Raw genomic sequence first — 25,137 nt, 5'->3', positions numbered from 1 at the left:
AGTGCAGCATGGTGCACTACCAGCGAAAATACAAGGGAAGCGCGGTTTTGTCATGTTTCTCCGCGGCGTTGCCGCATAGGGTAGCGGGCGACGTGGTGGAATGGGTGCCGATGGCGCACACGCGCCGCCTGGTGGGGCAATCCGTGGCAGCGCGGCCATACATCCTGCTCAGCTGTGCCGTGTCCCTTGACGGCTACCTCGACGATGCAGGTCCACGCCGCCTGCTGCTGTCCAACGCCGTCGATCTCGATCGTGTCGATGCGCTGCGGGCGCAATGCGACGCGATCTTGATTGGTGCCAACACCTTGCGCCGCGACAACCCGCACTTGCAATTGCGCGACCCTGCGCGACGCCAGGCGCGGGCGATCCGCGGCCTGCCCGCTACGCCGTTGCGGGTGACGGCGACCCGCAGTGGGGATTTGTCGCCGCACGCAAACTTCTTCGCGGCTGCCGGAGCGGCTGCGCTGGTGTATGCCGCGCATGCGGCAGCCGATGGTTTGCGTGGCGCTCTCGGTGCCGACGCCATCGTGGTCGACCTGGGTGCGGAACCCGCGATGACGGCCGTGGCGGCCGATCTGCACGCGCGCGGCGTACAGCGCCTGCTGGTCGAAGGTGGCGGGCGCGTGTTCACGCAGTTTCTGCAACAGGGCATGGCCGATGAACTGCAAATTGCCGTGGCCCCGGTCTTCGTCGGCGATACGCGGGCGCCACGGTTCGTGCGTGCTGGTGCTTTCCCATGGTGCCCGGGGCGCCGTGCACGGTTGCTCGATGTCGCCGCGCTCGGTGACGTCGCCGTGCTGCGCTACGCCTTGTCCGACCGCTGCGCCGGCTGAGCCGGGGCCGGGCACGCGGTACCGAACGCGCCAAAGAACCGGTCGCGGAATGCGCTCATGGGCCACACCGGTGCGTCTGTTGCGGGCAGCAGGCCGGGGGGCCAGTGCCACCTGGCAATGGCTGACATGATGGCGGGATCCTGCGCGATGACGCTGACCGGCACTTCGTGGCCGGGGTCGGTGCCCGAGACGATGCCCCACGGCTGGTGATCGCCCAGCGCGATGACGACCAAGTTCGGATCGGGCCAGCGCGCGAGCCAGGACACCAGCGCATCCATGCTGTAGCGGATGCTTGCGCCGTAGAGACGCTGCACCGTCGCCGGGTTGCGAAACGCGGCATCGGGCGTCAGCCCCTGCGCCGGCATCGGAGCGAACACGTTGCCGTCGCCCACCGCGGACCACGGCACCAGCCGCGGCAGTGGCGTCCACGGGTGATGGCTGGAGACGAAGTCGACCTCGGCGAAGACCGGCTTGCGTGCGGTTTTTGCCAGTTCGTTGTCGCGCAGCTTGAGCAGCGTGTACTGGTCCGGCATCGGCGCGTAGCTGAAAGCCGGGCCGCGATAGCCGACGTTGCGGCCGTTGTAGAGCATCTGGTACCGGTAGAACAGCAGGCCTTGCGGCCACCGGCCGGTGTCTGCAGGGGCGTCGACCACGGTGCGCCAGCCGGCCTGCCGGAATGCCCGAGCAAGGGTCAGGCGCTGGCTCGCCATGAGCTGGTCGTAGCGGCGTTGGCTGTCGACCCAAAGGCCCGACTGCAGCGTCGAATGCGCGAGCCAACTGCCGCCGCCGAACGTGGGCGAGACGAGGAACCCCGAGCGCACCGCGTAGCCTCGGTTTGCCAGGGTCGCGGTGTCCGCGTGCAACCTCGCATCGACATCGTGGGAGAACGCGGTTCCCGATACCGCGACCCGGCCGTAGCTCTCGACGAACACCAGCAGCACATCCTTGCCGCGCAGGCCGGCAAGCAGGCAGCTCGTTGGTACGGTCGCGTGGCGGTCGGCACGGATCGAGCGCGCGAAGCGCCGATGGTCGGCCAAGCCACTTGCCACCCCGCGAACGTGGTGGGCGGCGAGCGTCAGCGTATCGGCCGATGCCACCGGACCCGGCGCGTTCGGCACCCGCACGTCCGCCACCGCCAGCACCAGCCACAGCGCGCCCAGGGCGCCAACGGCGCGCGCGGCCGTTGGACGTGGCCACCGGCGCACGGCGGTGACGACACGACGGGTCGCGTGCACCAGCACCACCGGAATCGCGATGACGGCCAGCCCGACCGCCGCAGTGACAATGATCGCGGCCAGGCGCCCGAAGGTATCCACCAGCACGCCGAACGCGGGCACCACGTACGCGCCATCGGCAAGCGGATCGAATGGCCGCTCGAATGCCTGCTGGAAACCGAGATCGAGCAGCTTGAGCCACGCCATGGCCGCCAGCGCCAGGCCAAACAGCATGGCCAGCCAGCCGTGCAGACGACGCGGCAACATCAGTGCGAGCGCAGCAAGGGCGATCAAGGCCACCGGCGCGCGCAGCAGCGCCGCGGGTACGGGTGCGTGCGGCCAGTCCGGCAGGATCAACGCCAGCCACAGCACACCGGCGGCGACGAAAAAGCCCGCCGTGCCCGTCGGTGCGCGTGGCCCGACATCGGCTGCAAGCTGGCTAGCGCGGTGCGCACGCAGCCACGCAACCTGGTGGCCGAACGACTCTGCAAGCAGGGCCCCCGCCACGATCAGCACGATCTGGTTGCCCGCACGCGGCAGCACGCCAGCCGCCACGATCACCAGCGCGATGCCCTGGATCGAGGCCACCACCTTGTTCCAATACCGCGGCGGCATTTCCGCGCGCAGCCATGGCCACGCGCGCGCGGCGAGCAGCAGCGCATAGCGCGCCGCACCGATCGCCAGCGCCCAGGCGCCCACACGCGGCATCGCGTGCACGCTCAGCGCGAGAATCAGCCAGGCATCGACCTCCATGTCGAAGCGGGCGCCCAACGGCGTCGCCAGGTGCGTGCGCCGCGCCACCCGACCATCGACGTTGTCCAGCAGGAGCGCGGCGATGGCAAGGCCCACCAGCGCCCGTGGATCGCCGCCGACCGGCCAATGGCTCGCCACCAGCGCCGATATCCCGGCAACCAGCACCGCCCGCAGTGCGGTCACGCGATCGGCCGGTGTCGGCCACCTGCGGCCGCTGCGCGCCAGCACGCTGGCGTACAGCAAGAAAACCGCCAACGTGGACGCGATGCCGATCAGCCATCCAGACGGCGACAGTCCGACCGTCGCTGCAAGCACCGCCAGCAACGCACCGCCGACGATCAGGCCGACGACCACCGTGACCGTCGCGCCGCTATCCCGGGACCCGCGCATGGGCCGCAAACCTCTGTCGATGCACACACGCCATCGCTACAGTTGCAGTGTAGTGAGCGCAGACGGACGAACGAATGAACTCTGCCAAGCAAGTCGCGCGGGCCTATTGGCTGAGCGCGCCGGGAACCGGCGAGATCCGCACCGAGGTGCTGCCGGCCTGCGGCACGGACGAAGTGCTCGTGCACACCCGGTTTTCCGGAGTGAGCCGCGGCACCGAATCGCTGGTGTTTCGCGGCGGCGTTCCGGCTGACCAGTACGCCGCCATGCGTGCACCGTTCCAGCAGGGGGATTTCCCCGGCCCCATCAAATATGGCTACTTGAGCGTCGGCACGGTCGAGCAGGGACCATCGGCGCTGTGCGGCAAACCGGTGTTCTGCCTGTACCCGCATCAGGATCGCTACGTGGTGCCGGCGTCGGCGGTGGTGCCGGCGCCCGAGGGCGTGCCGCTGCGTCGCGCGGTGCTGGCCGGCATGCTGGAAACCGCGGTCAACGCGGTCTGGGACGTGCCGCCGCTGGTCGGCGACCGGATCGCGATCGTCGGCGCCGGCGTGGTCGGCTGTTGCGTGGCCCGCCTCGCAGCGAACACGCCGGGTGCGGACGTGACGCTGGTGGATGTCGATCCGTCGCGCGCGGCGGTAGCGCAGGCGCTGGGCGTCGGCTTCGCGCTGCCAACGGACGCGCCGCATGAATGCGACGTTGTGTTCCACGCCAGCGCGAGCAGTGCCGGGCTCCAGCTCGCGCTCGACCTGCTTGGCTTCGAGGGGCGTGTCGTCGAGCTGAGCTGGTACGGCAACCACACCGTCGAACTGGCGCTCGGCGGCGCCTTCCATTCGCGCCGACTTGGCATCGTCGCCAGCCAAGTAAGCCAGGTTGCGCCAGCACGCCGCGGCCATCGTAGTCTGCATCAGCGCCTGGCATTGGCGCTGGAGATTCTGCGCGACCCGGCGTTCGATGTTCTGCTCACTGGCACGTCGCGCTTTGACGAACTGCCGGCGGTGATGCCGCGCCTCGCCGACCGCAGTCTGCCGGCACTGTGCCACGTCATCGCCTACCCGTGAGGAGTCGCCATGTTCAGCGTGACCGTTCGTGACCACATGATGATTGCGCACAGCCTGCGCGGCGCCGTGTTCGGCCCGGCACAGCAGCTGCACGGGGCCACCTATGTGGTCGATGCAACCTTCCGCCGGGTGCAACTCGATGTCGACGGCCTCGTCGTCGACATCGGCAGGGCGGGCGAGGCGCTGCGTGCGGTGCTGGCCGATTTCAACTTCCACAACCTCGACGAACTGCCGGAACTCGCCGGGCGCAACACCACCACCGAGGCGCTGGCGCAGGTGGTTGCCGACCGGCTGGCGGCGCGCATTGCCGCCGGCGAGCTGGGCGAGGGGGCCAAGGGCCTGTCGGGCCTGGTCGTCACCCTGCACGAATCCCACATCGCGTGGGCGAGCTACGAGCGCCCGCTGTGAGCGAGCTGGTCTTCGTCGTGCCGGCTGGCATCGACGACGTGAAGCGTCCGAGCGGCGGCAATCGTTACGACCAGCGCGTGCGCGATGGCTTGCGGCCGCGTGGCTGGCAGGTACGCATGATGGCGTGCGGTGGCACCTGGCCGGAGCCTGACGAAGAAGCCCGTGACACGCTGGCGGGCCGTCTCGCCGGCCTCGCGGCGGGCACCGTGGTACTGATCGACGGGCTGATCGCCTCGTGCGTACCCGACGTGCTGGCGTCACAGGCTGCGCGCCTGCGCATCGTCGTGCTGCTGCACATGCCGCTCGGGGTGCCGCCGGTGGCCGGTGACGCGGCGATGGTCGCGGCGCGCGAGCGGCGGGCACTTGCCTGCGCGCGGTGGGTCATCGCCACCAGCGACTGGACACGGCACTGGGCATGCACGCAGGGCGGCGTGGCGCCGGAGCACGTCGTCGTCGCGCTGCCGGGCGTGGATCCGGCGCCGCAGGTCGCGGTCGGCAGGGACGGAACCCGTCTCCTGTGCCTGGCGGCCGTTACCGCACTCAAGGGGCACGACGTGCTGCTGGATGCCCTTGCCACCTTGCGCGACGTGCCGTGGCGACTCGCATGCGTGGGCAGCATGGATACCGCGCCGGATTTCGCGCAGGCGATGCAGCAGCGGGCGACGGCGCAAGGCATGGCCGGGCGCGTCGCGTGGCACGGAGCCCTGCATGGTTCCGCACTCGGACATGCATGGGCGGGCAGCGACCTCCTGGTGCTGCCTTCGCGCAAGGAGTCCTACGGCATGGTCGTGACCGAGGCGCTGGCACATGGCGTGCCCGTGATCGCGAGCAATGTCGGTGGTGTTTCCGAGGCGCTGGGACAGACCGCTGATGGCCGGCGTCCCGGCGAGCTGGTCCCGGCTGGCGAGGCGACCGCACTGGCCGACGCCCTGCGCGGCTGGTTCGCCGACCCTGCGTTGCGCCGGCGCTGGCAGGAGGCCGCGCGCGTTCGGCGTGCGACGCTGCAGCGCTGGGACACGACGGTCGCGCAGATCGAGCAGGCCTTGCTGGCATGAGCCCGCTGCCGGCGCGGTGGTGGAAGCGGCTGCGCCTCGCCATCGGCCTCGGCATCCTCGCCGTCATCGTCGACCGGCTTGGCACCGGGCCGTTCCTCGCCGGCGTGCGTGCGCTCGGTGTCGTTCCGATCGCCATCGCATTGGCGGTCACGGCGGGCACGACGGTGCTGTGCGCATGGCGCTGGCGGCGGCTGGTGCAGGCGTTGGGCGGCGAGCTGACGCTGTGTGCGGCGATCGGCGCGTACTACCGCTCGCAGTTCCTGGACGCGACGTTGCCCGGCGGCGTGCTGGGCGATGTCCATCGCGGGCTGCGCCGCGGGCAGGCGATCGGCAACCTGCCGCGTGCGCTGCAGGCCGTGCTGCTGGAACGCGTGCTGGGCCAGGTCGTGCAGTCGATGCTGGCGCTGGTCGCGCTGCTAGCGTTGCCGCTGCCGGTGCAACGTGCGCTGTGGCCGTGGATTGCCGTCGGCATGCTGGCGGTGGCGCTGGCCTGGCAACTGGCCCACCGCCGCCACGGAAGCGAACACCGCTGGGACATCGTCGCCGCATGGCGACGCATCGGCTGGCATGCATGGGCTGCCGGCGCCGCGGCCTCGGTGCTGGCGATCGGCGGTTATGTGCTGCTCTTCTGGGTGGCGGCGGCAGCGACCGGCACGCTACATGCCCCCCATGATTTGCTGCCGCTTGCGTTGGTGGTACTGGCCGCGGCGGCGATCCCGCTCAACATCGCGGGTTTCGGCCCGCGCGAAGGCGCCGCCGGCTGGCTGTTCGCGGCGACCGGGCTTGGCGCCGCCAGCGGCGTCGCCATCGCCACCGCCTACGGCCTGCTGAGCCTGGTCGCCTGCCTGCCAGGAGGGGTGCTGTTGCTGGTCGACGTGTGGCGTGCACGCCACCCCTGATCGATCACCGGTCTCCCGCGTGATGGTCGCGGTGCCACCCGTCGGCACGCCGAAAGCGACCCAGTCAGGCCGGCTCCCCCGACAACGTCACCCACCTGCGGATATTGCTCCGGGTGACTCGCCGGTTCAGCGAATCCCCACTCCCAGGCCCACACCGAAATGCACGTTCGGATGGCCGCCGCGCATTTCCTCGGCGGTCCACACGTGCGATTGCGTGATCTGCACCAGCGGGAACAGGTAATCCGCTTGGCCGACCTTGCCGCCGCGGGTACCGGCAAGCTGCCCTTCGACCGTGATTGGCGCGCCTTCCGGGTAATTCATCGGTTCGAGGTAGCCCTTGGCGGTGGCGATGAAACGGCCGCTGCCGCCGGCGCCGAATTTGGGTCGTTGCGAACTGTCGAGCGGGTAGGCCAGCACTTCGATTTCGCTGTGGTCCGCGAAGTTTTTCACTCCGACCACGCGCCCGCTCCAGATGACTTGTGCGCTCGCGTAGCGTTCGGGCGTCTGCGCCACCTGCGCCGGCGTGGCGACGATGGTGGCGGGCGTGGCCTTGTAGATCGGTGCCGGCGCACAGGCCGCCAGGCCGAGCAACGACACCGGCAGGGCGAGGAGTAAGGGCAGGGCGGCAAGACGCATGGCGGTACTCCTTGAGCGCAATGTCCGCAGCTTAGCGGCGGCGCGGCGCGCGCGACAGCGGCGGGGGAGCAGCGGCATCGCTTGCCTCCGTGCGCAGCCAGTCGAGCGTGACGGTGGCGGGGCGATCCTGCTGCAACAGCCGGGCCAGTGCACGCAGCGGTTCGCGCAGGGTTTCGTCCAGTTTCCACGGCGCGTTGAGCACGACCATGCCCGAGCCGTTCAAACGCAATGGCGTGTCGTCCGGATGCACCAACAGTTCGGCGCGCAGCACGCGTTTGGCACTGCAATGGCCAAGCCAGCGCAGGAAGGGCTGCACCTGGCTACGGCGCTTGATCGGGTACCACACCGCATAGATGCCGGTGGGCCACCGCACCAGCGCTTCCTTCAGCGTGCGGGTGATGAGGTCGAACTCGGCTTCCTGTGCCTCATACGGCGGATCGATCAACACCAGGCCACGGCGTTCCGGCGGCGGCAGCAGCGCCTTGAGTGCGGCGTAACCGTCGCGCTCGTGCACGTGCAGGCGGTGATCGTGGTGCAGCGCACTGCGCAGGCGCGCGGCTTCCTCCGGCTGCAGCTCGCACAGTTGCGCGCTGTCGCCGTCACGCAAGGCGGCCGCGATTTGCCACGGCGAGCCGGGATAAACCGCCAAGCCCTGCTCGTTGCCGGGCACCGCAAGGATGCCGTCGAGCCAGCGGCGAAGCAGCGACGGCAACGCGGGCGACGGAGCGTGGCCGGCGTGCAAGTCGGGGTACAACAGGCGCGCGATGCCATCCTTGTATTCGCCGGTCTTGCTGGCTTCGGCGCCGCCCAGCGCATAGCGGCCGCTACCGGCATGGGTATCGATCACGGCGAACGGTGCGGGTTTGGCCTTGAGCGCATCGAGCAGCGCCAGCAGCACGACGTGTTTCAGGACATCGGCAAAATTGCCGGCGTGGTAGGCATGGCGGTAATTCATGCCGGCAGTATAGGTGGCGCGAGCAAAAGGCCGGAGCGGGGCTACCGGTGGGCCGCGTCCGGCGGTGCAAGCTGTGACGCATACCGGGCCCAGCTTCCGACGCGACCCGGCAGGGCGGCAAGTCGGGCCGCTTCATGCAAATAGGTGGCGCGCGGAATCTCGACAGCGCCGAGGCGCAACGTGTGGGTGTTGGCCACCTGCGAATCGAGCAGCGGGCAACCCAAGGCACGCAGCAGCGTGGCCAGGCCCATCAACGCGGTTTTCGAGCCGCCGCTTACCGCGCTGAACATCGACTCGCCGCAGAACAGCTTGCCGATGGCCACGCCGTACACGCCGCCGATGAGGCGTTCGCCGTCCCACGCCTCGACGCTGTGCGCGTGGCCCAGCACATGCAGCCGGCAATAGGCGTCGATCATCTCCGGCACGATCCAGGTGCCCGGCTCGCCGTGGCGCGGCGCCGCGCAGGCTTCCATCACCGTGCGAAACGCGCGGTCGACGGTGAGCCGCCAGTGCTTGCCGCGCCATTGTCGGCGCAGGCTGCGGTCGGCGCGCAAGGTTTCGGTACGGAACACGCAGCGCGGGTCGGGCGACCACCACAGCAGCGGCTCGTCCGGCCCGAACCACGGGAAAATGCCTTGGGCGTAGGCCGCGAGCAGGCGTTCGGGGCTCAGGTCGCCGCCGATCGCCAGCAGGCCATTTGGCTCCCGCAACGCGGTGTCCGGATCGGGAAAGCGTGCCACGTGCGCGTCCAGTTGCGGCAGATGGATCATGGTGGCGGTTCCTGCGCATAGGGGCTGCGCGCCATGCACTCCTCGGCGTAACGGTCGACGGCCGCGGCTTCCTGGCGTAGCGCCGCCCGCACGGCGGAACGAAAACCCGTGTGCAGGATCAGGTGCCGCGAATGCGTGCGGGTCGGCAGAAAGCCGCGTGCCAATTTGTGTTCACCCTGTGCGCCCGGCTCGAAGCGTTGCAGGCCGTGCGTGACGGCGTAGTTGATGCCCTGGTAGTAGCACAGCTCGAAATGCAGCCCCGGCACCTCGACCCGGCAGCCCCAGTAGCGGCCATAAAGTACCGTGCCGCCCACCAGAAACAGCGCCATCGCGGCGATGCCATGCCCGTCGCGTGCCAGCGCCAGTTGCGCGGTGTCGCCCAGCGTGCCGAGGTAGGCGAAAAACTCGGGCGTCAGCGTGGCGCGGTTGCCGTTCTGCTGGAACGTGTGCAGGTACAGCGCGTGCACTTCGCGCCAGTCCTGCGCGGGAAGGTCGGCACCAGCCCGCCATTCGATGCGCAGGCCGCTGGCCGCCACGCCGGTGCGGTCGTGCATGAGGTTCTTGCGTTTCTTGTGGTTGAGCGCTGCAAGAAACTCGGTGAACGTGGCCCAGCCGCGGTTGCGCCATTGGAACTGCACATCGCTGCGTGCCAGCCAGTCGTCGTCGAACGCGGCAGCTTCCATGTCGGTGAGAAACGGCACGTGCACCGAAGACAGCTGCAGGCGCTCGGCCTCGTTGCGCATGGCCTGCACTAGTGCTCGCTGCAGTCGCGGGTCGCCGCATGCCAGCAGGCGCGGCCCGGCTACCGGCGAATACGGCACGCCGCACAGGAGCTTGGGGTAATAGCGTCCGCCGGCACGCTCCCAGGCATCGGCCCAGCTCCAGTCGAAGGTGAACTCGCCGTGCGAGTTGGTCTTGAGGTACAGCGGTGCGGCGGCGACGAGGCGCCCGTTTTCGTGCAGGGTCAGATGATGCGGCTGCCAGCCCCAGCGCGGCTGGATGCAACCCGTGGCTTCCATGCCGGCAAGCAGCGCGTGGGTGGTGAACGGGTTGGGGTCGGCGGCCAGCGCATTCCACTCAGTGGCGTCGATGTCGGCAAGCTGGTCGTGAAAGCGGGCTTCGATCACGACGCGTGCGGGTCAGTCGTTGGCCGCCGGCGTAACGGCCGGCGCATCCACCCGCAGGCGCCCGTCGATCATCGCCGCGTATTCGCCGGCGCGATGCGGCGTGATGCCCGCGGTCTGCTCGGCGTGCAGCAGGTGGGCGGCGTCCATGATGCGCAGCGTCGGCCGTTGCGCCGGGCCGACGACGGTCAACGCCACGGCAAGGCCGGTGGTCTCCGGCAGGCCGGGGATGGCGTTGGCGAGTACGGCATCAAACGTGGGGCGATCCACACGGCCCTCGTCCTCCCAGAATGCCAGCACGCGATAGAAGTTGTCTTCGTCCAGTTCCGCCCACGCGCGCAGCGTGTAGTCCGCGCGGCCGGCGACCGGCAGACCCAGCGCGGCGCTGACGAAATAGCGCTCGCCGCGCAGCGCGCAGAAGTAGTCGGACTCCTGCACGGCGCCGTCGCGTTCGTCCGGCTCCAGCGCCTCGACCGCGTCGGGGCGGCGAAACGCGAGTTCGGGCAGGGCATCGGGATGAACCTGCCCGCAGATCGGGCATGCGGCGTCCACGCTTATGCCGCCGGCTTCTGCTGATCGAGCCAGCGCTCGGCATCCAGTGCCGCCATGCAACCGAAGCCGGCCGACGTGATCGCCTGCCGGTAAACATGATCGGCGACGTCGCCGGCGGCAAATACGCCTTCGACCGAAGTCATCGTTGCCATGCCGTTCTGGCCGCTGTGGATCTTCAGGTACCCGTTGTGCATCTCAAGCTGGCCCTCGAAGATCTTGGTGTTCGGCGTGTGGCCGATGGCGACGAAGAAACCGGTGGCGGCGATGTCGCGCGTGGCGCCGCTGTGCACGTCCTTGACGCGCACGCCGGTGACGCCGCTGTCGTCGCCCAGCACCTCTTCCACCGTGTGGTTCCACACCAGCTCGATCTTGCCGGCGGCGGCCTTCTCGAACAGCTTGTCCTGCATGATCTTCTCGGCGCGCAGGCTGTCGCGGCGGTGCACCAGGTACACCTTGCTGGTGATGTTGGCGAGGTACAGCGCCTCTTCGACCGCGGTGTTGCCGCCGCCGATCACGACGACCTCCTGGTCGCGGAAAAAGAACCCGTCGCAGGTGGCGCAAGCGGAGACGCCCTTGCCCTTGAACTTCTCCTCGCTCTCAATGCCGAGGTATTTCGCGGTGGCGCCGGTGGCGATGATCAGGGCATCGGCGGTGTACTCGCCCCAGTCGCCGGTGAGTTTGAACGGCCGCTGCGAGAGGTCGACCTTGCTGATCTCGTCAAACACGGTTTCGGTGGCAAAGCGCTCCGCATGCTTGGCCATGCGCTGCATCAGCTCCGGACCCTGCAGGCCTTCCACGTCCCCCGGCCAGTTGTCGACGTCGGTGGTGGTGGTGAGCTGGCCGCCCTGCTGCAACCCGGTGACTTGCACCGGCTTGAGGTTGGCGCGCGCGGCATACACCGCTGCGGTGTAGCCGGCCGGGCCGGAACCGAGGATCAGCAAACGGGCGTGCTTGGTGGGGTTGGTCATGCGCAAAATCCTTGCAGTTGGGCAGTCGCCGCAGCGACCGCATCGACCCGCAAGCATGGGGAGCGGCGCGCCCCGATTCAAGCCGCCGGGTCAAAACGGCGATGCCGCCACTACTGCAGCGTGCACGGCCTGTGTAGACTTGCCCGCACGTGGATTCGCAGGAAGTCGTCGACGGTGGCGCACGGCGCAGACAGCAAGACCTCAAAACCCAAGATCGCCCTGAGTGACGAGGCGAAGCGGCGTCTGCGCGAGGCGGGCGCGTTGCTGCTGTTGCCGGTCGCGTTGTATCTCCTGGTGTGCGTGTTCAGTTATCACGAGCAGGATCCCGGGTGGTCGCACGCCGGCAGCGCCGTGCAAGTGCACAACTGGGGCGGCACGGTAGGGGCCTACGTGGCCGACCTGCTCCGCTACCTGTTTGGCGGCATCGCCTATTTCTTTCCCTTGCTGCCGCTCCTGGCTGGGGTCGAGGTACTGCGCCAGCGTGGCGTGCAGCCCAAGCATCCGTGGGAATCCTCGCTGCGCCTGATCGGCGCCGTGGCGTTCTTCGTGATTGCGCCGGGGCTGTGGGAATTCAATTTTCCGCGCAGCCTGATGGCACCGGAAGGCGCCGGCGGCGTGATCGGCCGCGCGGTGGCGCACGGGCTGCACGCGGCCTTCGGAGCGGGCGCGCCGCTGCTGCTGTTTGCGCTGTTTCTGGGTGCGGTCACCGTGGCCACCGGGCTGTCGTGGTTCAAGGTGATGGACTGGACCGGCAAGCTCACCCTTGCGGCCAGCGACTGGTTGCGCGGCAAGGTGCGCCAGGCGCCGGATGCGTTCAAGGCGCGCGAGGCGCGTGCCGAGCGCGAGGTGGTCAAGAAGCTCGACGCCGGCAAGCAGGCCAAGCGTGAGCCGGTGCGGATCGAGACGCCCCCCGCGCCGGTGGCGAAAAGCGAGCGCGCCAAGCAACAGACGCAGATTCCGCTGTTCACCGGGCCATCCGTGCCCGGCGAGCTGCCGCCGCTGTCGCTGCTGGACGAAGCGCCGGAGCAGGGGCCGGGGTATTCCGAGGAGACTCTCGAAGTCTTGTCGCGCCAGGTCGAGCTGAAGCTGCACGACTTCCGCGTCGAGGCCAAGGTCGTCGGCGTTTACCCCGGCCCGGTCATCACCCGTTTCGAGCTGGAGCCGGCGGCCGGCGTACGCGGTTCGCAGGTGTCCAGCCTGGACAAGGACATTGCGCGCGGCCTGTCGGTGGTGAGCGTGCGCGTGGTCGACGTGATCCCCGGCAAGAACGTGATCGGGTTGGAGATCCCCAACGCGAAGAAACAGATCGTGTATCTCTCCGAGATCCTGCGCTCGGACAAGTACGACCAGATGAAATCGCCGCTGGCGCTGGCGCTCGGCAAGGACATCGGCGGGCGTCCGGTGGTGGTCGACCTGGCGAAGATGCCGCATCTGCTGGTGGCCGGCACCACCGGTTCGGGCAAATCGGTGGCAGTCAATGCGATGGTGCTGTCGCTGCTGTACAAGGCCGGCCCGAAGGACGTGCGGCTGATCATGATCGACCCGAAGATGCTGGAACTCTCGGTGTACGAGGGTATCCCGCATCTGCTCGCGCCGGTGGTCACCGACATGAAGGAGGCCGCGAACGCGCTGCGCTGGTGCGTGGCCGAGATGGAGCGCCGCTACAAGTTGATGGCGGCGGTCGGCGTGCGCAACCTGTCGGGCTTCAACAAGAAGGTGCGCGAGGCCGAAAACGCCGGCCAGCCGCTGCTCGATCCGCTGTTCCGACCCAACCCCGAGGCGCCGAACCTCGCCGCCGAACCGCTTGAGCCGCTGTACAGCATCGTCATCTTCATCGACGAATTCGCCGACATGATGATGATCGTCGGCAAAAAGGTCGAAGAGCTGATTGCGCGCTTGGCGCAGAAGGCGCGCGCCGCCGGCGTGCACCTGGTGCTGGCCACCCAGCGGCCTTCGGTGGATGTCATCACCGGCCTGATCAAGGCCAATATCCCGACCCGCATCGCGTTCCAGGTGTCGTCCAAGATCGACTCGCGCACGATCCTCGACCAGTCCGGCGCCGAGGCGCTGCTCGGCAATGGCGACATGCTCTACCTGCCGCCCGGCACAGCGACCCCCGAGCGCGTACACGGCGCGTTCGTCGACGACCACGAAGTGCACGGCGTGGTCGATTGGCTCAAGGCGCAGGGTGCGCCGCAATACATCGAAGGCGTGCTGGAAGAGGTGCAGGCCACCGCCGACGGCAAGTTCATCAACGAGGCCGGGCTGCCGCAGGAGAGCGACGGCAACGAGGGCGGCGACGCCCAGCTTTACGATCGCGCGGTGGCGATCGTCACCCAGACCCGGCGGGCGTCCATCTCGGGCGTGCAGCGCCACTTGCGCATCGGCTACAACCGCGCGGCGCGCTTGATCGAACAGATGGAAACCGACGGCGTGGTCAGCGCGCCGCAGCACAACGGCAACCGCGAGGTGTTGGCGCCGCCACCGCCGCGCGATTGAGCGTGGGTCGGGATTCGTCCCGACCAAGGCTTTTGGCGAGACACCTGTTGGGCTGAAGCCCGCTCCACGGGCGCGTGGTCAAGCTTCAAGCCGAGAGCGGCGTTCTGGTCTGCTTGGCGCGTTCAGGCGTCGAGATACGTGCGTGGCACGCGCTTCAACCCGCACAAAAGTTCGTAGGCGCTGGAATGGCAGCGCCGTGCAAGATCGACCGCCAACGGCGCCGTACCCCACAGCTGCACGCTGCTGCCGATGCCTGCCAGCGGGTGGTCGGTAAGGTCGACGGTGAGCATGTCCATTGATACCCGGCCGATCAGCTGGCCGGGCAGGCCATCGATCATCACCGGCGTGCCGTTGGGCGCGAACTGCGGGTAGCCGTCGGCGTAGCCCATGGCCACCACGCCCACGCGGGTCGGGCGTTCGGCGACAAAGCGCGCGCCGTAACCTACCGGCTCGCCGATCGGGATCTCGCGCACAGCGAACACCCGCGAGCTCACCGTCATGACCGGCTTGAGCTGCGCGGCGTTGGTGTTGGCCTGCGGGAAAAAGGGATCGGCGCCATACAGCATCAGTCCGGGCCGCGCCCAGTCGTTGCGCACCTGCGGCCAGGCCAGCGAAGCCGCCGAGTTGCACAAGCTGGTCTCGCCAGCCAGGCCCTGGGTGGCGCGCAGGAAGGTTTCGCGTTGTTCCAACGTGCGCTGGCAGTCCAGCTCGTCGGCACGCGCAAAGTGGGTCATCAACGTGAGCGGCGAGATGTTCGGCTGGGCCGAAAGCTTTGCGTGTGCCGCGCGGAACGCATCTGGCATCAGGCCCAGTCGGTGCATGCCGCTGTCCAGCAGCAGCCACACGTGCAGCGGCGCCTCGCCGCGATAGGCGAGCACCGCTTCCACCTGCTGCGGCGAGGCAACCGCCGTCCACAAATCGTGTTCCACGATCAGCGGCAGCTCGTCCGTCCCGAAGAAGCCTTCGAGCAGCAGGATGGGGTTGCGGATGCCGGCGGCGCGCAGCTCCAGCGCTTCTTCGATGCAGGCCACGGCAAAGCCGTCAGCCTCGTTGGCCAGCGCACGCGCGCAGGCCACGGCACCATGCCCGTAGGCGTCGGCCTTGACCACGGCCAGTGCCTTGCCGCCGTTCAACCGGCGCGCAAGGCGGTAGTTGTGCCGCAGGGCGTCGAGGTCGATCAGGGCCTTGGCGGGGCGCATCAGTGGCGGGCCGTGTTGGAACCGAGGTAGCGGAAGATGTCCAGGCCTTCGGTGCTGATTTCCGGCTCTTTGCCGTCGATCAGGTCGGTGAGGTAACGCCCCGAGCCCGCCGCCATCGTCCAGCCGAGCGTGCCGTGGCCGGTGTTGAGGTAAAGGTTCTTGTAGGGCGTGGCGCCGACCACCGGCGTGCCATCCGGCGTGGCGGGGCGCAGGCCGGTCCAGAACGTGGCGTTGGACAGGTCGCCGCCATGCGGGTAGAGGTCGTCGACCACCATTTCCAGCGTGGCCCGCCGGCGCGGATTGAGCGACAGGTCGTGGCCCATCACCTCGGCCATGCCGCCGACGCGGATGCGGTCGTTGAAACGGGTCACGGCAATCTTGTAGCTCTCGTCGAGGATGGTCGATGTCGGCGCCTGCGCGGGGTCGGTGATCGGCACGGTAAGCGAGTACCCCTTGAGCGGATACACCGGCAACGGCAGGCCCAGCGGCGCAACCAACGCGGGAGTGTAACTGCCAAGTGCTGCCACGTAGACATCGGCGTTGCGCGTCTGGCCGTCGATGCGCACGCCGTCGATGCGGTCGCCACTGTGCACCAGCGCCTGGATCGTCCTGCCGAACTCGAACACGACGCCCGCGGCAGCGGATGCCGCGGCCAGTTTGGTGGTGAACAACTGGCAATCGCCGGTCTGGTCCTCCGGTAAGCGCAAGGCGCCGACCAATTTGTCGACCGTGGTGGCCAGCGCCGGCTCCACCTTGACGATGCCCGCGCGATCAAGCACTTCGTAGGGCACGCCGTAGTCGCGCAGGATCGCGATGTCCTGCGCTGCCGCGTCGAGCTGGTGCTGGGTGCGAAACAGCTGCGTGGTGCCGAGCTGGCGGCCTTCGTAATCGATGCCGGCGGTCTGCGCGAGCGCGTTGATGCACGCACGGCTGTAGTCGGACATGCGCACCATGCGCGCCTTGTTCACTGCGTAACTCTTCGCGTTGCAGTTGAGCAGCATGTGCCACAGCCAACGATACTCGACGAAGCTCAGCCGCGGCCGGATCGACAACGGCGCGTGCTTCTGGAACAGCCACTTGATGGCCTTGAACGGCACCCCTGGCGCGGCCCACGGCGAGGTGTAGCCGAACGACAGCTGACCGGCATTGCCGAAACTGGTTTCCAGCGCTGCCGCCGGCTGGCGATCCACCACCGTCACCTCGTGCCCGGCCTGGCGCAAGTACCACGCGCTGGTGACGCCAATGACACCACTACCCAGGATCAAGACGCGCATGACTTTCCTTCGCGCCCCCCGGCGCAGCATCTCCTGCATCTGTCGAGTGACAGGCTAGGAAACGCGCAGTGTAAGTGCAGTGATGTAGTGAGTTTCACCATATTCGTCCTCGGTTGTGGTGAAATACACCACCTGCCAATACTGTTGCAGGAAGTCTTGATGCCCCCCCATCCGCGCGAACTCGACAAGATCGACCGCAAAATCCTGCGTATCCTGCAAGAGGATGGTCGCGTGTCGTTTACCGAACTGGGCGAACGCGTGGGTCTGTCGACCACCCCATGCACCGAACGCGTGCGCCGGCTCGAGCGCGCAAAAGTCATCATGGGCTACTACGCGCGGCTCGATCCGCAATACGTCAAGGCAAACCTGCTGGTGTTCGTTGAGATCAGCCTCGCCTACAAATCGGGCGACATTTTCGAGGAGTTCCGCCGCGCCGCGCTGCGCCTGCCGAACGTGCTCGAATGCCACCTCGTGTCGGGCGATTTCGACTACCTCATCAAGGCGCGCATCAGCGAAATGGCGAGTTACCGCAAGCTCCTGGGGAGCACCTTGCTCACGTTGCCGCACGTGCGCGAATCCAAGAGCTACATCGTGATGGAGGAGGTCAAAGAGACCTCATGCCTGCCGGTGCCTGATTGAGGGCAGGGCGGATGGATTAAGCCGCAACCCGGCACAATAGCGCGTTGCCACCCCGCACGGACATTCGATGAAACCGCTGAAATTCGCCCTGGCCGTCGGCCTCATGTTGGCCGCCGCTGCCGTGCAGGCTGCCACCGGCACCGCCCGCGCGCGGCTCGACACTTTTGCCAGCAACCTGCACTCGCTCACCGGCAACTTCACCCAGACCCTGATCGATCCCAACGGGCACGCCGGCAAGGTGAGCTCAGGCACGCTGGCGTTGCAGGCGCCGCGCCAGTTCCGCTGGGAAACCACCATGCCGTACAAGCAGACCATCGTTGCCGACGGCAGCCGGGTATGGATGTACGACCCCGAGCTGGAGCAGGTCACGGTGCGCGTGCAATCCAGCGAAGAGGCACACAGTCCGCTGACCGTGCTGACCGACCTCAAACAGATGGACAAGGAATTCAAGGTGGCCGAACGCGGCGAGCATGACGGCCTGGCGTGGCTGCGCCTGACCTCGACCGCGCGCGATCCGCAGTTCGCCTACGCGGACCTCGGGTTCAACGCAGGCGGGCTCGCGCGCATGACGTTCAAGGACCAGCTCGGCTCCACCACCGTCATCAACTTTTCCAACTGGAAGCGCAACGTGGATATTGCGCCTGCCGTGTTCACCTTCGTGCCGCCGAAAGGCGCCGACGTGATTGGTGATGCCCCGGTGCTGCAAGTGCAGCCGCTCAAGGACTGAGGCCGGTGGTGACGGCCGTTCCGCATCATCGGCCGCTGTCGGGCGTTGACGCCCGCGACGGCGCGCAGCCGCGGCCCGGAGGCTGACCCCATGCCGGTGCTGCGGCGTCTGCCACGTTGGGCCTGGTTCGGGGCGTTCGTACTGGCCGTGATCGCGGGTCTCGTCAATGCCGTCGGCTACCTGAGCTTTCGGCACGAATCCATCAGCAACATGACGGGCAACGCCAGTCTGCTCGGGATCGCACTGGGCGACGCCAATACCAACGAACTGTGGCACTGGTCGCTGGCGATCCTGGCTTTCATCCTCGGCGCCATGCTGAGCGGCCTGATCGTGCAGCAGAGCACGTTGCGCCTTGGCCGCCGCTACGGCGTGGCGTTGCTGCTGGAATCGGCGCTGCTGTTCGCCGCGGTGCCGCTGCTCGACGCCGCAAGCGACACCGGCCTGTATCTGGCGTCGGTCGCGGTGGGGCTGCAAAACGGCATGGTCAGTGCCTACAGCGGCATGGTGATCCGAACCACCCACCTCACCGGCTTTTTCACCGACCTGGGCATCTACATCGGGCACCTGTTGCGTGGATTGCCGGTGGATCGCCTGCGACTGCGGGTGTGCGTGATGGTGGCTGCCGGTTTTGTGCTGGGCAGTGCCGCGGGCGCGCTGCTGTTCCGCGTAATGCAAGAGCACAGCCTGCTGGTACCCGCGGCACTGACCGGCATCTGCGGCCTCGGCTACGGCCTCTACCGTCAATACGTGCCTGCGGCGGAGCTGGTAGACGACTGACGACGAGAGTGGGCCAAGTCGGTCGGCGGCGAGTGGCGCAGAAAGCGCGGCCGAGTGTTGCGACTCCTGCCATTGTCGAGGTGCATGCGGCTGCCGCAGGCAGTCGCCCAAGCCGACGTGGGGCAGGGACGATATATTCGCCCAAGCGCCTCGCCCGGTACGCCGCCGAGGCTGCCGTATCATGGCCGCATGCCGCATCCCGCCCAGCCCAGCAATTCCCTGTTTGCCGAGCCCGAGGCGTTGAAACCGCTTGCCGAGCGCATGCGGCCGCGCACCCTCGACGAAGTGGTCGGCCAGCGTCGGCTGGTCGCCCCCGATTGCGCCTTGCGGCGCGCGATCGAAGCCGGCCGCTTGCATTCGATGGTGTTGTGGGGACCGCCGGGTTGCGGCAAAACCACGCTCGCCCTGCTTGTGGCCCGTTACGCCGATGCCGACTTCCGTGCCATCTCCGCCGTATTGTCCGGCTTGCCCGAGGTCCGCAAGGCGCTGGCCGAAGCCGAAGCCAACTTTGCGCAGGGCAGGCGCACGGTGTTGTTCGTCGACGAGGTGCACCGCTTCAACAAGGCGCAACAGGATGCCTTCCTGCCGCATATCGAACGCGGCGTGATCCTGTTTGTCGGTGCCACTACGGAAAACCCCTCGTTCGAGCTGAACTCCGCGCTGCTTTCGCGTTGCCGCGTGCATGTGCTGGAACCGGTCGGCGTCGACGATATTGTCGCGGCGCTCAAGCATGCGCTGGTGGATGCCGAACGCGGCTTGGGCACCTTGCAGCTCGAAGTCGACCAAGCTGCACTGCAGCTCATTGCCGAGGCCGCCGACGGCGATGTGCGCCGTGCGTTGACCCTGCTGGAAATTGCCGCCGAGCTGGCGCACGGCGGCCGCATCGACGACACCACGCTGCAGCAGGTGCTTGCCGACCGCACCCGCCGTTTCGACAAGCAGGGCGAACAGTTCTACGACCAGATCTCGGCGCTGCACAAATCCGTGCGTTCGTCCGACCCGGACGCCGCGGTTTATTGGTTGGCGCGCATGCTCGACGGCGGCTGCGACCCGCGCTACCTCGCGCGTCGCATGACGCGCATGGCCGTCGAAGACGTCGGCCTGGCCGAGCCGCGCGCGTGGCGCATGGCGCTCGATGCCTGGGACACCTACGAGCGCCTCGGCAGCCCGGAAGGCGAACTCGGCCTCGCGCAACTCGCCATCTGGCTCGCCGTCGCGCCCAAGAGCAACGCCGCCTACCAGGCATGGAACAAGGCTCGTGCCGCCGTGCGTGATACCGGCACGCTCGAAGTACCGATGCACCTGCGCAACGCCCCAACCAAACTGATGAAAGGCCTGGGTTACGGCAAGGGCTACCAATACGACCACGACGTCGAAGGCGGCATCGCGCTGGATCAGCAATGCCTACCGGACGCCCTCGACGGCACCGTGTTCTACGAACCCGTCGACCGCGGCCTGGAAATCCAGTTGCGAGCCAAGCTGTTGCCGCTGCGCGAAGCGCGCCGCAAAGCCCGCACGCCAAAATAACGGGGCGCCGGACTCCATCAATTCAATCTGGCCGGTCGGAAACCCGGGGGAATGGGCATCGATCCGACCCGGCCAACGCCTAGCGCGTATCGCGCTTCGGCCAGCTCTTGCAATGTGACCTTGCCGGCCGGTGTGGTGAAGGTCTGGGTTTTCTCGTCATACCGCCAAGGCATACGCTTCGGGTGACGTGCCATATCGCGCAGCTCCTTTGCTGAGTCCGAATGCACGAGCAAGGCTCGCGCCAGTTTTGCTGCGAGGCATTTGGTTATTGACATAATACACATTATGCGCAATCTAGCAGTGCTCACTACCATCGCCGCCGCGGCCGCCATGGCCGCAAAAAACAGGGGCAACGATGCGCGGTCTATGGAGTGAAACGAACTGGCGCTTGGAAGATGGCGCCTTATGGATGCCGAACGGCCGGCAACTCAAGCTGGCCCATATCCGGCAGTGGCAAGAAGACCTGTACCAAGGAGCGGCCGACCTGACGCGGCAATGGAACGGCTGGCGCGTGCGCCAGCAGTTCCTGATAGCCCCGGGTGGCTCAATGCAGCGCGGCCGCATCTCACAGCACTACCTGCAACACGTCATCCAAGCCGCCGAATGGCAGAGGCGCGACACCGCGCGGCGGCAACTGTCGCTGTTCTAGCGCAACAGCCGGTCGGCCATATCGCCAACGCAATGCACCGGGTTGGCAATGGCGCCCACCTGCCGGTAGCTGGTGCCCTGCACGTCCACCACCGCACCACCGACACAGCGACGCGTGCCGGTGAGCTCGCGCAGATGGCGGTCCGGCGACCGGTGACAGCGCGACTAGTCTTCGCCCTTGGCTCGCGATTGCAGCGACGCATTCAATAAGGCTAATTTTGCCCAACCCCCAAAAATGTAAAGTGCTCTTTCAATGTTCAATGTTGCCGGCGTTTTCGAGGCGTAGCACGTGTCTCAGCCAACCAAGCCTCGCGGCTTTCGCCCTGGCTTTGAGCGACTGCTTGATGCGACTCACGCCGCTGGCCGCATGCCTAGCTGCCCACGGCATGCCGTGCGATTTTCTTCTCCTAGCCGCTAGTGTGGTGTCTCACAAATAAATTGAACTATGTTGAGGCATGGCTGTCGAAGCGTTTCCTTTGTTGGAAACTATCCCAATGGCCCGCCCTGGACGCCCCGTTGCGAAGCTTGAGATCACGGATGCCGAACGCACCGAACTGAAGGCCCGCCTGCGCATTCGCAAAGGCCCGGAGGACGAGAAGCTGCGCATCCGGATCGTGCTGGGCTGCGCCGATGGTCACTCGGGCACGCGCATCGCCGAGCGCCTGCAGACGACGATCCAGACCGTGTCCAAATGGCGACGGCGCTATGCGGCGTACCGGCTGGCCGGCCTGACCGATGCGCCGCGTGCAGGGCGCCCGCGCACGGTGGACGACGCGCAGGTCCAAGCGATCGTGGACAAGGTGCGCCAGAGCACGCCCACGAATGCCACGCATTGGGGGTCTAAGCCGGAATCCTCAAAATTTCCGAAAAATATCGTAACATACTGTTTATAATAATAATTGCATACATCCTGGACACGGAGCGGTTACGTTGAAGCAGGTGACACTGTCCTTGATGCAAGCTGGGGAACCACCGGAATTTCCGTCAGCCCAGTTCCACCCCGGCCACGAGCGCATCCAAGTCGATCACCTTGCCGTTGCTCTGGAAGGTGTAATGGCCGTTGAGCAGGATGTGCCGCCAAGCTGCCGGCGACATCTGGGTGATCAATGCCAGCGCCTTGATGTTGCCGCTCTCCTCGTACTTCGTCAGCAACCGCGAGAGGATGGCCGAGTTGTAGTAGATGATCGCGTTGGCGATCAGCCGAGCGCACTGGTTGCTGATTTCGATTTCGATATCAGTGTGCCCGGTCAATTCCTTCTTGCCCCCAACCTGGGCGATGGTCGAGCGCAGCTGGTGGTACGACTCGATGCGATTCTGCGAGCGATGGACGCTTCGTTCGAGTTTCGGGTCACGTAGGTAGCGCAGCGTATAGATGCTGCGAATGAGCTTGTCGAACTCGAAGATCGCGCGCCGCGTCGGGTTCGACTCGGTGTAGGTGCACAGCTTGCGGATCAACGTGCCTTGCGTCATCTCCTTCAGGGCCAGCGTGGCGACGATCCGGTCGATGTTCGCCTTCTCGCTGACGATGAGTTGTCGATCAATTTGTCCGACTGGTCGGATCAGGCACTTTTCGTACAGCGCAGGATCGTCGGCGCAATACAGATTGTTCAACTGGTCATCGAGGTCGGTGAAGCGCGGCTCGAAGCGCAACCCAAACCAGCGCAGGATGGCGAAGTTGGCCTTGTTGACGCTGTGCATGTCGCCAGTAATCGCCGTCGGCATGATGTCCGACGTGTTGCGATACCAGATGTCGAACACGTGGTGCGCTTCATAGTCGTGCGCACCAATGAGATAGCCATTGAGCGGGGCGTGGTTGCACAACAGCGTATAGGCGACGACGCCTTTGCCGCGCCCGAAGTATTTGCGCGAGTACCGGGCTTTCACGGTGGGCCGCTCGACGCCGAACTTCTGGCCATCGACGGCGCCGTACAGCGTATCGAGGTCAAACGAGTAATGCGGGAAGATCGGCAACGCGGCGATGGCGTTGCTAATGAGGTCATTGGCTGCGTGCAGCGTCGCCTGTCGTAGGTACTGCTGGTAGGTGCTTTCCAGGACGTGGTACGGGATGTCGCTGGTGCGCGCCATGACCTGATTGCCATGGTTCATGGCCTGGGCGATGATGACGGCCATCAGGCTGTCAGCATCCGCAGTCTTCTTCGCGTAGCGGGGTTGCAGCGGCGTGAGCGCCGACAGGAACTGGCACTGGCCCTCGACGAAACGGAACACGTCGGCGACATCGCAGTACGGCAGCTGCTCGTAGAACGACTGTTCGCTCACTTTCGGGGTTTCACTCTTGGGCTTGCGCCAGATCAGCGTCTGCGTGCTCTTGTCGTATTCCAGATGCTTCAGCTTGCCCTGTTTCAGCTCGCGATTGAACGCCAGCCATTGCGTACGCAACTCGGTCGCCTGGGCCGCGAGCTGATCATCGATCGGCTGCCGCAGGAAAGGGATATCCATCTGCGCGAGTGCATCTGGCTTCTCGCTCAATGAAACCAGTTCGTCGGAGAAATGGCGGTGTTGCAGGCTGTCATCGATGTAGATCTCACCCGACTGGAAACGTTTTCTGATCTGGCGGTACAACCAGAATTCGTAGCGGTCGGCGTGCAAGCCGTTCGGTTGGCCATCGTCATCGAAGGTGAGCAGGTATGGGCGAAGCCGTTCCGGAAGCGTGGCTGCCGGACATTCGGCAACCGGCCGTTGCGACAGACGTTGCTGCTTGGCGAACACGTCCCTGGCCCAAGTCAGCGCCGCAAGCCATGGGTTGCTCGGGTCAGTGCTGGCAAAGTCGAGTGCGATGTACAGCGGTCGCAAGTGACGACGCATGCGTTCAGCCAGACTGTCCACCACCTTCCAATGCAGCGTCAGCCTGTTCGCAGGTTTGACGCTCATGCGTTGACCGATGAGCTGAAGCGAATCCTTCGGCAGGATCTTGTAGGCCTGTTTCCGCACGTTACCGAACGGCGTCGTGTCGACCAAGGTATCGTCGACGTAGAGCAACAGTAGTCGTCCGACGCGCGGTGTCTCCTGTTGCCGCTGAAGCTGCTCGGCGACGAACGATTGCTTGGCACCGGCGCGGCTCTCGTCTTCCAGGCGTTTCATGTGGTAGGCCATGGCGTCGACAAGATTGTCAGTGAGCTGCCTGTAGCGCAGCCATGCGTAGCACAGCAGGTAGAGATGGGTCTGATCCGGCTTGAGGCTGCGCAAGTCGTGGACAGTGTAGAAGTTTGCCAAACTGGCGTAATAGAGAAAGTTCTGCTGCGAGATGCCCAGCGTGGGCAGCAGTGCCTTGGCGACCCTGTGCAACGGCTCCAGCGTGGCGCGCTTTTCGCGCTCGCGGATCATCTGACGCCAGCCGAAATCCTTGGCGTCCTGCTTGAGCGCCGCCAGTTGAGACAAGGTGTCGTCGCGCACCAAGAGCTGGGCCAGTGCAGCCTTGGCCGATTCGTCCAGAACTTCCGCCAATAGCCGGCCCAAACGCAGGCGTTCAGTGGACAGGGCTTCGCTGACCAGCTCTTGCAAGGTGCCGTAGCCGGGCCGGATGATCTTGTGTTCGTTGAGCCAGATGATCAGCTCGGCGGCGACGAAGCTGGGTGTCACGTCACGCTGGACGATTTGTGCGGCCTGCTGCGCAAGCGGCGGCAAGAAGTTCCCTGCCCATGGCTGGTAGCCAAACAGCTTGGCGATCTGCGCGCGCTGAGCGTAGTGCTCATGCTTGGTGATAGATTCGCTCTTGAATCGCTTGCTATGAAAGTAGCGGCTGAGCACGAAGGCGCAATCATCTTCGACCTCGCCCCAGTCGAAACGGAAGAAGGCGTGCTTGGCCTTGAAGTAGCCGATCTGTAAGGCGCAATAAGCCTTCGCATGCATGCCGGTCCGGCTGCTGGCGAGCGCGAGTTCGGGTTCGGTCAAGGCCAGGTATTCCAGCCGCTGCGCATCGTCGAATTCCGGCAGGCCGTACAGGGCCTCCTGCTCGGCGTCCGACAAGATGACCAGCCGCTTATTTTGCTCAGACGTTCGGCGATTCACTCGTGGTGGATCCCATCATCGACGACGAGCATGCTATCGGAAATACCCGCAATCACACGATTACGGTGATGTCGTTGAGACCGCTGAACTGATCCGAGATCAGGTTGTACCAGGTCACGCCGCGCTCCCGACCGAAGTACTTCGGGTTGGCAGCGGCATGGACGATAGCTGTCGCGCTGTTCCTCGGTGACATAGCTGACAGGCAT

The 25,137-nt window shown here is 66.4% G+C and carries 22 protein-coding genes and 1 pseudogene; 12 read left to right on the top strand and 11 right to left on the bottom strand.

Annotated features, from left to right (window positions below):
- Nucleotides 1-47 precede the first annotated feature (47 nt).
- Nucleotides 48-833 carry a RibD family protein gene (locus tag AC3WP6_RS07935; RefSeq protein WP_492627186.1) on the top strand — a complete coding sequence of 262 codons (786 nt, stop codon included), beginning with the start codon at nt 48-50 and terminating at the stop codon, nt 831-833.
- Here AC3WP6_RS07935 and AC3WP6_RS07930 read toward each other — a convergent pair.
- On the bottom strand, nt 803-3,190 hold the full coding sequence (locus tag AC3WP6_RS07930; protein WP_492627185.1) for a CDP-alcohol phosphatidyltransferase family protein: 2,388 nt from the start codon (nt 3,188-3,190) through the stop codon (nt 803-805). The genes AC3WP6_RS07935 and AC3WP6_RS07930 overlap by 31 nt on opposite strands.
- 74 nt (nt 3,191-3,264) lie before the next feature.
- On the opposite strand from AC3WP6_RS07930, the gene AC3WP6_RS07925 reads away from it, so the two are divergent.
- From AC3WP6_RS07925 to AC3WP6_RS07910, 4 genes are read left to right on the top strand one after another with little or no spacing between them, the layout of a single operon-like run.
- Complete coding sequence (locus AC3WP6_RS07925; protein ID WP_492627184.1) at nt 3,265-4,248, top strand: zinc-dependent alcohol dehydrogenase; 984 nt, start codon at nt 3,265-3,267, stop codon at nt 4,246-4,248.
- A 9-nt stretch (nt 4,249-4,257) separates the two neighbouring features.
- A complete protein-coding gene (locus AC3WP6_RS07920; protein WP_492627183.1) occupies nt 4,258-4,656 on the top strand; it encodes a 6-pyruvoyl trahydropterin synthase family protein in 399 nt (132 codons plus the stop codon).
- Nucleotides 4,653-5,711, top strand: coding sequence for a glycosyltransferase family 4 protein (locus AC3WP6_RS07915; RefSeq protein WP_492627182.1), 1,059 nt, complete (start codon nt 4,653-4,655; stop codon nt 5,709-5,711). Before AC3WP6_RS07920 ends, AC3WP6_RS07915 begins: the two co-directional genes overlap by 4 nt.
- The gene (locus AC3WP6_RS07910; RefSeq protein WP_492627181.1) at nt 5,708-6,610 is read left to right on the top strand and encodes a lysylphosphatidylglycerol synthase transmembrane domain-containing protein; all 903 of its coding nucleotides are present in this window, start codon (nt 5,708-5,710) and stop codon (nt 6,608-6,610) included. The genes AC3WP6_RS07915 and AC3WP6_RS07910 overlap by 4 nt, the downstream gene beginning before the upstream one ends.
- 126 nt (nt 6,611-6,736) lie before the next feature.
- Here AC3WP6_RS07910 and AC3WP6_RS07905 read toward each other — a convergent pair whose 3' ends face one another.
- Genes AC3WP6_RS07905 through trxB form a run of 6 tightly spaced genes read right to left on the bottom strand, consistent with a single transcriptional unit; the run spans nt 6,737 to nt 11,615 of the window.
- On the bottom strand, nt 6,737-7,246 hold the full coding sequence (locus AC3WP6_RS07905) for a Slp family lipoprotein (RefSeq protein ID WP_492627180.1): 510 nt from the start codon (nt 7,244-7,246) through the stop codon (nt 6,737-6,739).
- A gap of 31 nt (nt 7,247-7,277) precedes the next feature.
- Nucleotides 7,278-8,201 (bottom strand): 23S rRNA (adenine(2030)-N(6))-methyltransferase RlmJ, encoded by a 924-nt coding sequence (locus AC3WP6_RS07900; RefSeq protein WP_492627179.1) that lies wholly within the window; start codon nt 8,199-8,201, stop codon nt 7,278-7,280.
- A 41-nt stretch (nt 8,202-8,242) separates the two neighbouring features.
- Nucleotides 8,243-8,971 (bottom strand): leucyl/phenylalanyl-tRNA--protein transferase, encoded by a 729-nt coding sequence (gene aat, locus AC3WP6_RS07895; protein WP_492627178.1) that lies wholly within the window; start codon nt 8,969-8,971, stop codon nt 8,243-8,245.
- The gene (locus AC3WP6_RS07890) at nt 8,968-10,098 is read right to left on the bottom strand and encodes a GNAT family N-acetyltransferase (protein ID WP_492627177.1); all 1,131 of its coding nucleotides are present in this window, start codon (nt 10,096-10,098) and stop codon (nt 8,968-8,970) included. Before AC3WP6_RS07890 ends, aat begins: the two co-directional genes overlap by 4 nt.
- Before the next feature lie 12 nt (nt 10,099-10,110).
- The gene (locus AC3WP6_RS07885) at nt 10,111-10,647 is read right to left on the bottom strand and encodes a DUF2199 domain-containing protein (protein ID WP_492627176.1); all 537 of its coding nucleotides are present in this window, start codon (nt 10,645-10,647) and stop codon (nt 10,111-10,113) included.
- Nucleotides 10,648-10,649: 2 nt separating this feature from the next.
- Nucleotides 10,650-11,615, bottom strand: coding sequence for a thioredoxin-disulfide reductase (gene trxB / locus AC3WP6_RS07880; protein WP_492627175.1), 966 nt, complete (start codon nt 11,613-11,615; stop codon nt 10,650-10,652).
- Between the two features lie 174 nt (nt 11,616-11,789).
- Here trxB and AC3WP6_RS07875 point away from each other — a divergent pair, with 174 nt between their 5' ends.
- Nucleotides 11,790-14,114 (top strand): DNA translocase FtsK, encoded by a 2,325-nt coding sequence (locus AC3WP6_RS07875; RefSeq protein WP_492627174.1) that lies wholly within the window; start codon nt 11,790-11,792, stop codon nt 14,112-14,114.
- Between the two features lie 122 nt (nt 14,115-14,236).
- Here the strand turns inward: AC3WP6_RS07875 and alr are convergent, their stop codons facing one another.
- Together alr and AC3WP6_RS07865 are read right to left on the bottom strand one after the other, a co-directional pair.
- Entirely contained in the window at nt 14,237-15,313 is a 1,077-nt protein-coding gene (alr, locus tag AC3WP6_RS07870; RefSeq protein WP_492627173.1) for an alanine racemase, read from the bottom strand.
- A complete protein-coding gene (locus AC3WP6_RS07865; protein ID WP_492627172.1) occupies nt 15,313-16,587 on the bottom strand; it encodes a D-amino acid dehydrogenase in 1,275 nt (424 codons plus the stop codon). Before AC3WP6_RS07865 ends, alr begins: the two co-directional genes overlap by 1 nt.
- 159 nt (nt 16,588-16,746) lie before the next feature.
- Between AC3WP6_RS07865 and AC3WP6_RS07860 the strand changes: the two genes are divergently transcribed.
- From AC3WP6_RS07860 to AC3WP6_RS07835, 6 genes are all read left to right on the top strand, one after another.
- Complete coding sequence (locus AC3WP6_RS07860; RefSeq protein WP_492627171.1) at nt 16,747-17,226, top strand: Lrp/AsnC ligand binding domain-containing protein; 480 nt, start codon at nt 16,747-16,749, stop codon at nt 17,224-17,226.
- A 67-nt stretch (nt 17,227-17,293) separates the two neighbouring features.
- Nucleotides 17,294-17,953, top strand: coding sequence for an outer membrane lipoprotein periplasmic chaperone LolA (gene lolA / locus AC3WP6_RS07855; protein WP_492627170.1), 660 nt, complete (start codon nt 17,294-17,296; stop codon nt 17,951-17,953).
- 90 nt (nt 17,954-18,043) lie between these two features.
- A complete protein-coding gene (locus tag AC3WP6_RS07850) occupies nt 18,044-18,730 on the top strand; it encodes a YoaK family protein (RefSeq protein WP_492627169.1) in 687 nt (228 codons plus the stop codon).
- Between the two features lie 189 nt (nt 18,731-18,919).
- Entirely contained in the window at nt 18,920-20,257 is a 1,338-nt protein-coding gene (locus tag AC3WP6_RS07845) for a replication-associated recombination protein A (protein ID WP_492627168.1), read from the top strand.
- Between the two features lie 355 nt (nt 20,258-20,612).
- Nucleotides 20,613-20,906, top strand: a complete 294-nt coding sequence (locus AC3WP6_RS07840; RefSeq protein WP_492627167.1) for a hypothetical protein — start codon at nt 20,613-20,615, stop codon at nt 20,904-20,906.
- 454 nt (nt 20,907-21,360) lie between these two features.
- Nucleotides 21,361-21,798: a helix-turn-helix domain-containing protein gene (locus AC3WP6_RS07835; RefSeq protein WP_492627166.1), complete on the top strand. Its 438-nt coding sequence runs from the start codon at nt 21,361-21,363 to the stop codon at nt 21,796-21,798.
- A gap of 91 nt (nt 21,799-21,889) precedes the next feature.
- Here AC3WP6_RS07835 and AC3WP6_RS07830 read toward each other — a convergent pair whose 3' ends face one another.
- Together AC3WP6_RS07830 and AC3WP6_RS07825 are read right to left on the bottom strand one after the other, a co-directional pair.
- Entirely contained in the window at nt 21,890-24,931 is a 3,042-nt protein-coding gene (locus AC3WP6_RS07830; RefSeq protein ID WP_369501232.1) for a Tn3 family transposase, read from the bottom strand.
- A 61-nt stretch (nt 24,932-24,992) separates the two neighbouring features.
- A pseudogene (locus AC3WP6_RS07825) lies at nt 24,993-25,094 on the bottom strand (Tn3 family transposase); the annotation flags it as partial.
- Nucleotides 25,095-25,137 lie beyond the last annotated feature (43 nt).

The sequence above is a fragment of the Rhodanobacter sp. FW106-HT46G03 genome (genome assembly GCF_058789895.1).
Note: the sequence above shows the minus strand (reverse complement) of the source record. Positions and strands in the feature narration are given on the sequence as shown.

What these genes read in the sequence shown, in the direction of transcription:
- AC3WP6_RS07905 (WP_492627180.1), bottom strand. Translation starts at nt 7,246, where the DNA reads ATGCGTCTTGCCGCCCTGCCCTTACTCCTCGCCCTGCCGGTGTCGTTG.
- AC3WP6_RS07840 (WP_492627167.1), top strand. Translation starts at nt 20,613, where the DNA reads ATGCGCGGTCTATGGAGTGAAACGAACTGGCGCTTGGAAGATGGCGCC.
- AC3WP6_RS07850 (WP_492627169.1), top strand. Translation starts at nt 18,044, where the DNA reads ATGCCGGTGCTGCGGCGTCTGCCACGTTGGGCCTGGTTCGGGGCGTTC.
- AC3WP6_RS07900 (WP_492627179.1), bottom strand. Translation starts at nt 8,201, where the DNA reads ATGAATTACCGCCATGCCTACCACGCCGGCAATTTTGCCGATGTCCTG.
- aat (WP_492627178.1), bottom strand. Translation starts at nt 8,971, where the DNA reads ATGATCCATCTGCCGCAACTGGACGCGCACGTGGCACGCTTTCCCGAT.
- AC3WP6_RS07910 (WP_492627181.1), top strand. Translation starts at nt 5,708, where the DNA reads ATGAGCCCGCTGCCGGCGCGGTGGTGGAAGCGGCTGCGCCTCGCCATC.
- trxB (WP_492627175.1), bottom strand. Translation starts at nt 11,615, where the DNA reads ATGACCAACCCCACCAAGCACGCCCGTTTGCTGATCCTCGGTTCCGGC.
- AC3WP6_RS07845 (WP_492627168.1), top strand. Translation starts at nt 18,920, where the DNA reads ATGCCGCATCCCGCCCAGCCCAGCAATTCCCTGTTTGCCGAGCCCGAG.
- AC3WP6_RS07925 (WP_492627184.1), top strand. Translation starts at nt 3,265, where the DNA reads ATGAACTCTGCCAAGCAAGTCGCGCGGGCCTATTGGCTGAGCGCGCCG.
- AC3WP6_RS07865 (WP_492627172.1), bottom strand. Translation starts at nt 16,587, where the DNA reads ATGCGCGTCTTGATCCTGGGTAGTGGTGTCATTGGCGTCACCAGCGCG.
- AC3WP6_RS07835 (WP_492627166.1), top strand. Translation starts at nt 21,361, where the DNA reads ATGGCTGTCGAAGCGTTTCCTTTGTTGGAAACTATCCCAATGGCCCGC.
- lolA (WP_492627170.1), top strand. Translation starts at nt 17,294, where the DNA reads ATGAAACCGCTGAAATTCGCCCTGGCCGTCGGCCTCATGTTGGCCGCC.
- AC3WP6_RS07860 (WP_492627171.1), top strand. Translation starts at nt 16,747, where the DNA reads ATGCCCCCCCATCCGCGCGAACTCGACAAGATCGACCGCAAAATCCTG.
- AC3WP6_RS07920 (WP_492627183.1), top strand. Translation starts at nt 4,258, where the DNA reads ATGTTCAGCGTGACCGTTCGTGACCACATGATGATTGCGCACAGCCTG.
- alr (WP_492627173.1), bottom strand. Translation starts at nt 15,313, where the DNA reads ATGCGCCCCGCCAAGGCCCTGATCGACCTCGACGCCCTGCGGCACAAC.
- AC3WP6_RS07930 (WP_492627185.1), bottom strand. Translation starts at nt 3,190, where the DNA reads ATGCGCGGGTCCCGGGATAGCGGCGCGACGGTCACGGTGGTCGTCGGC.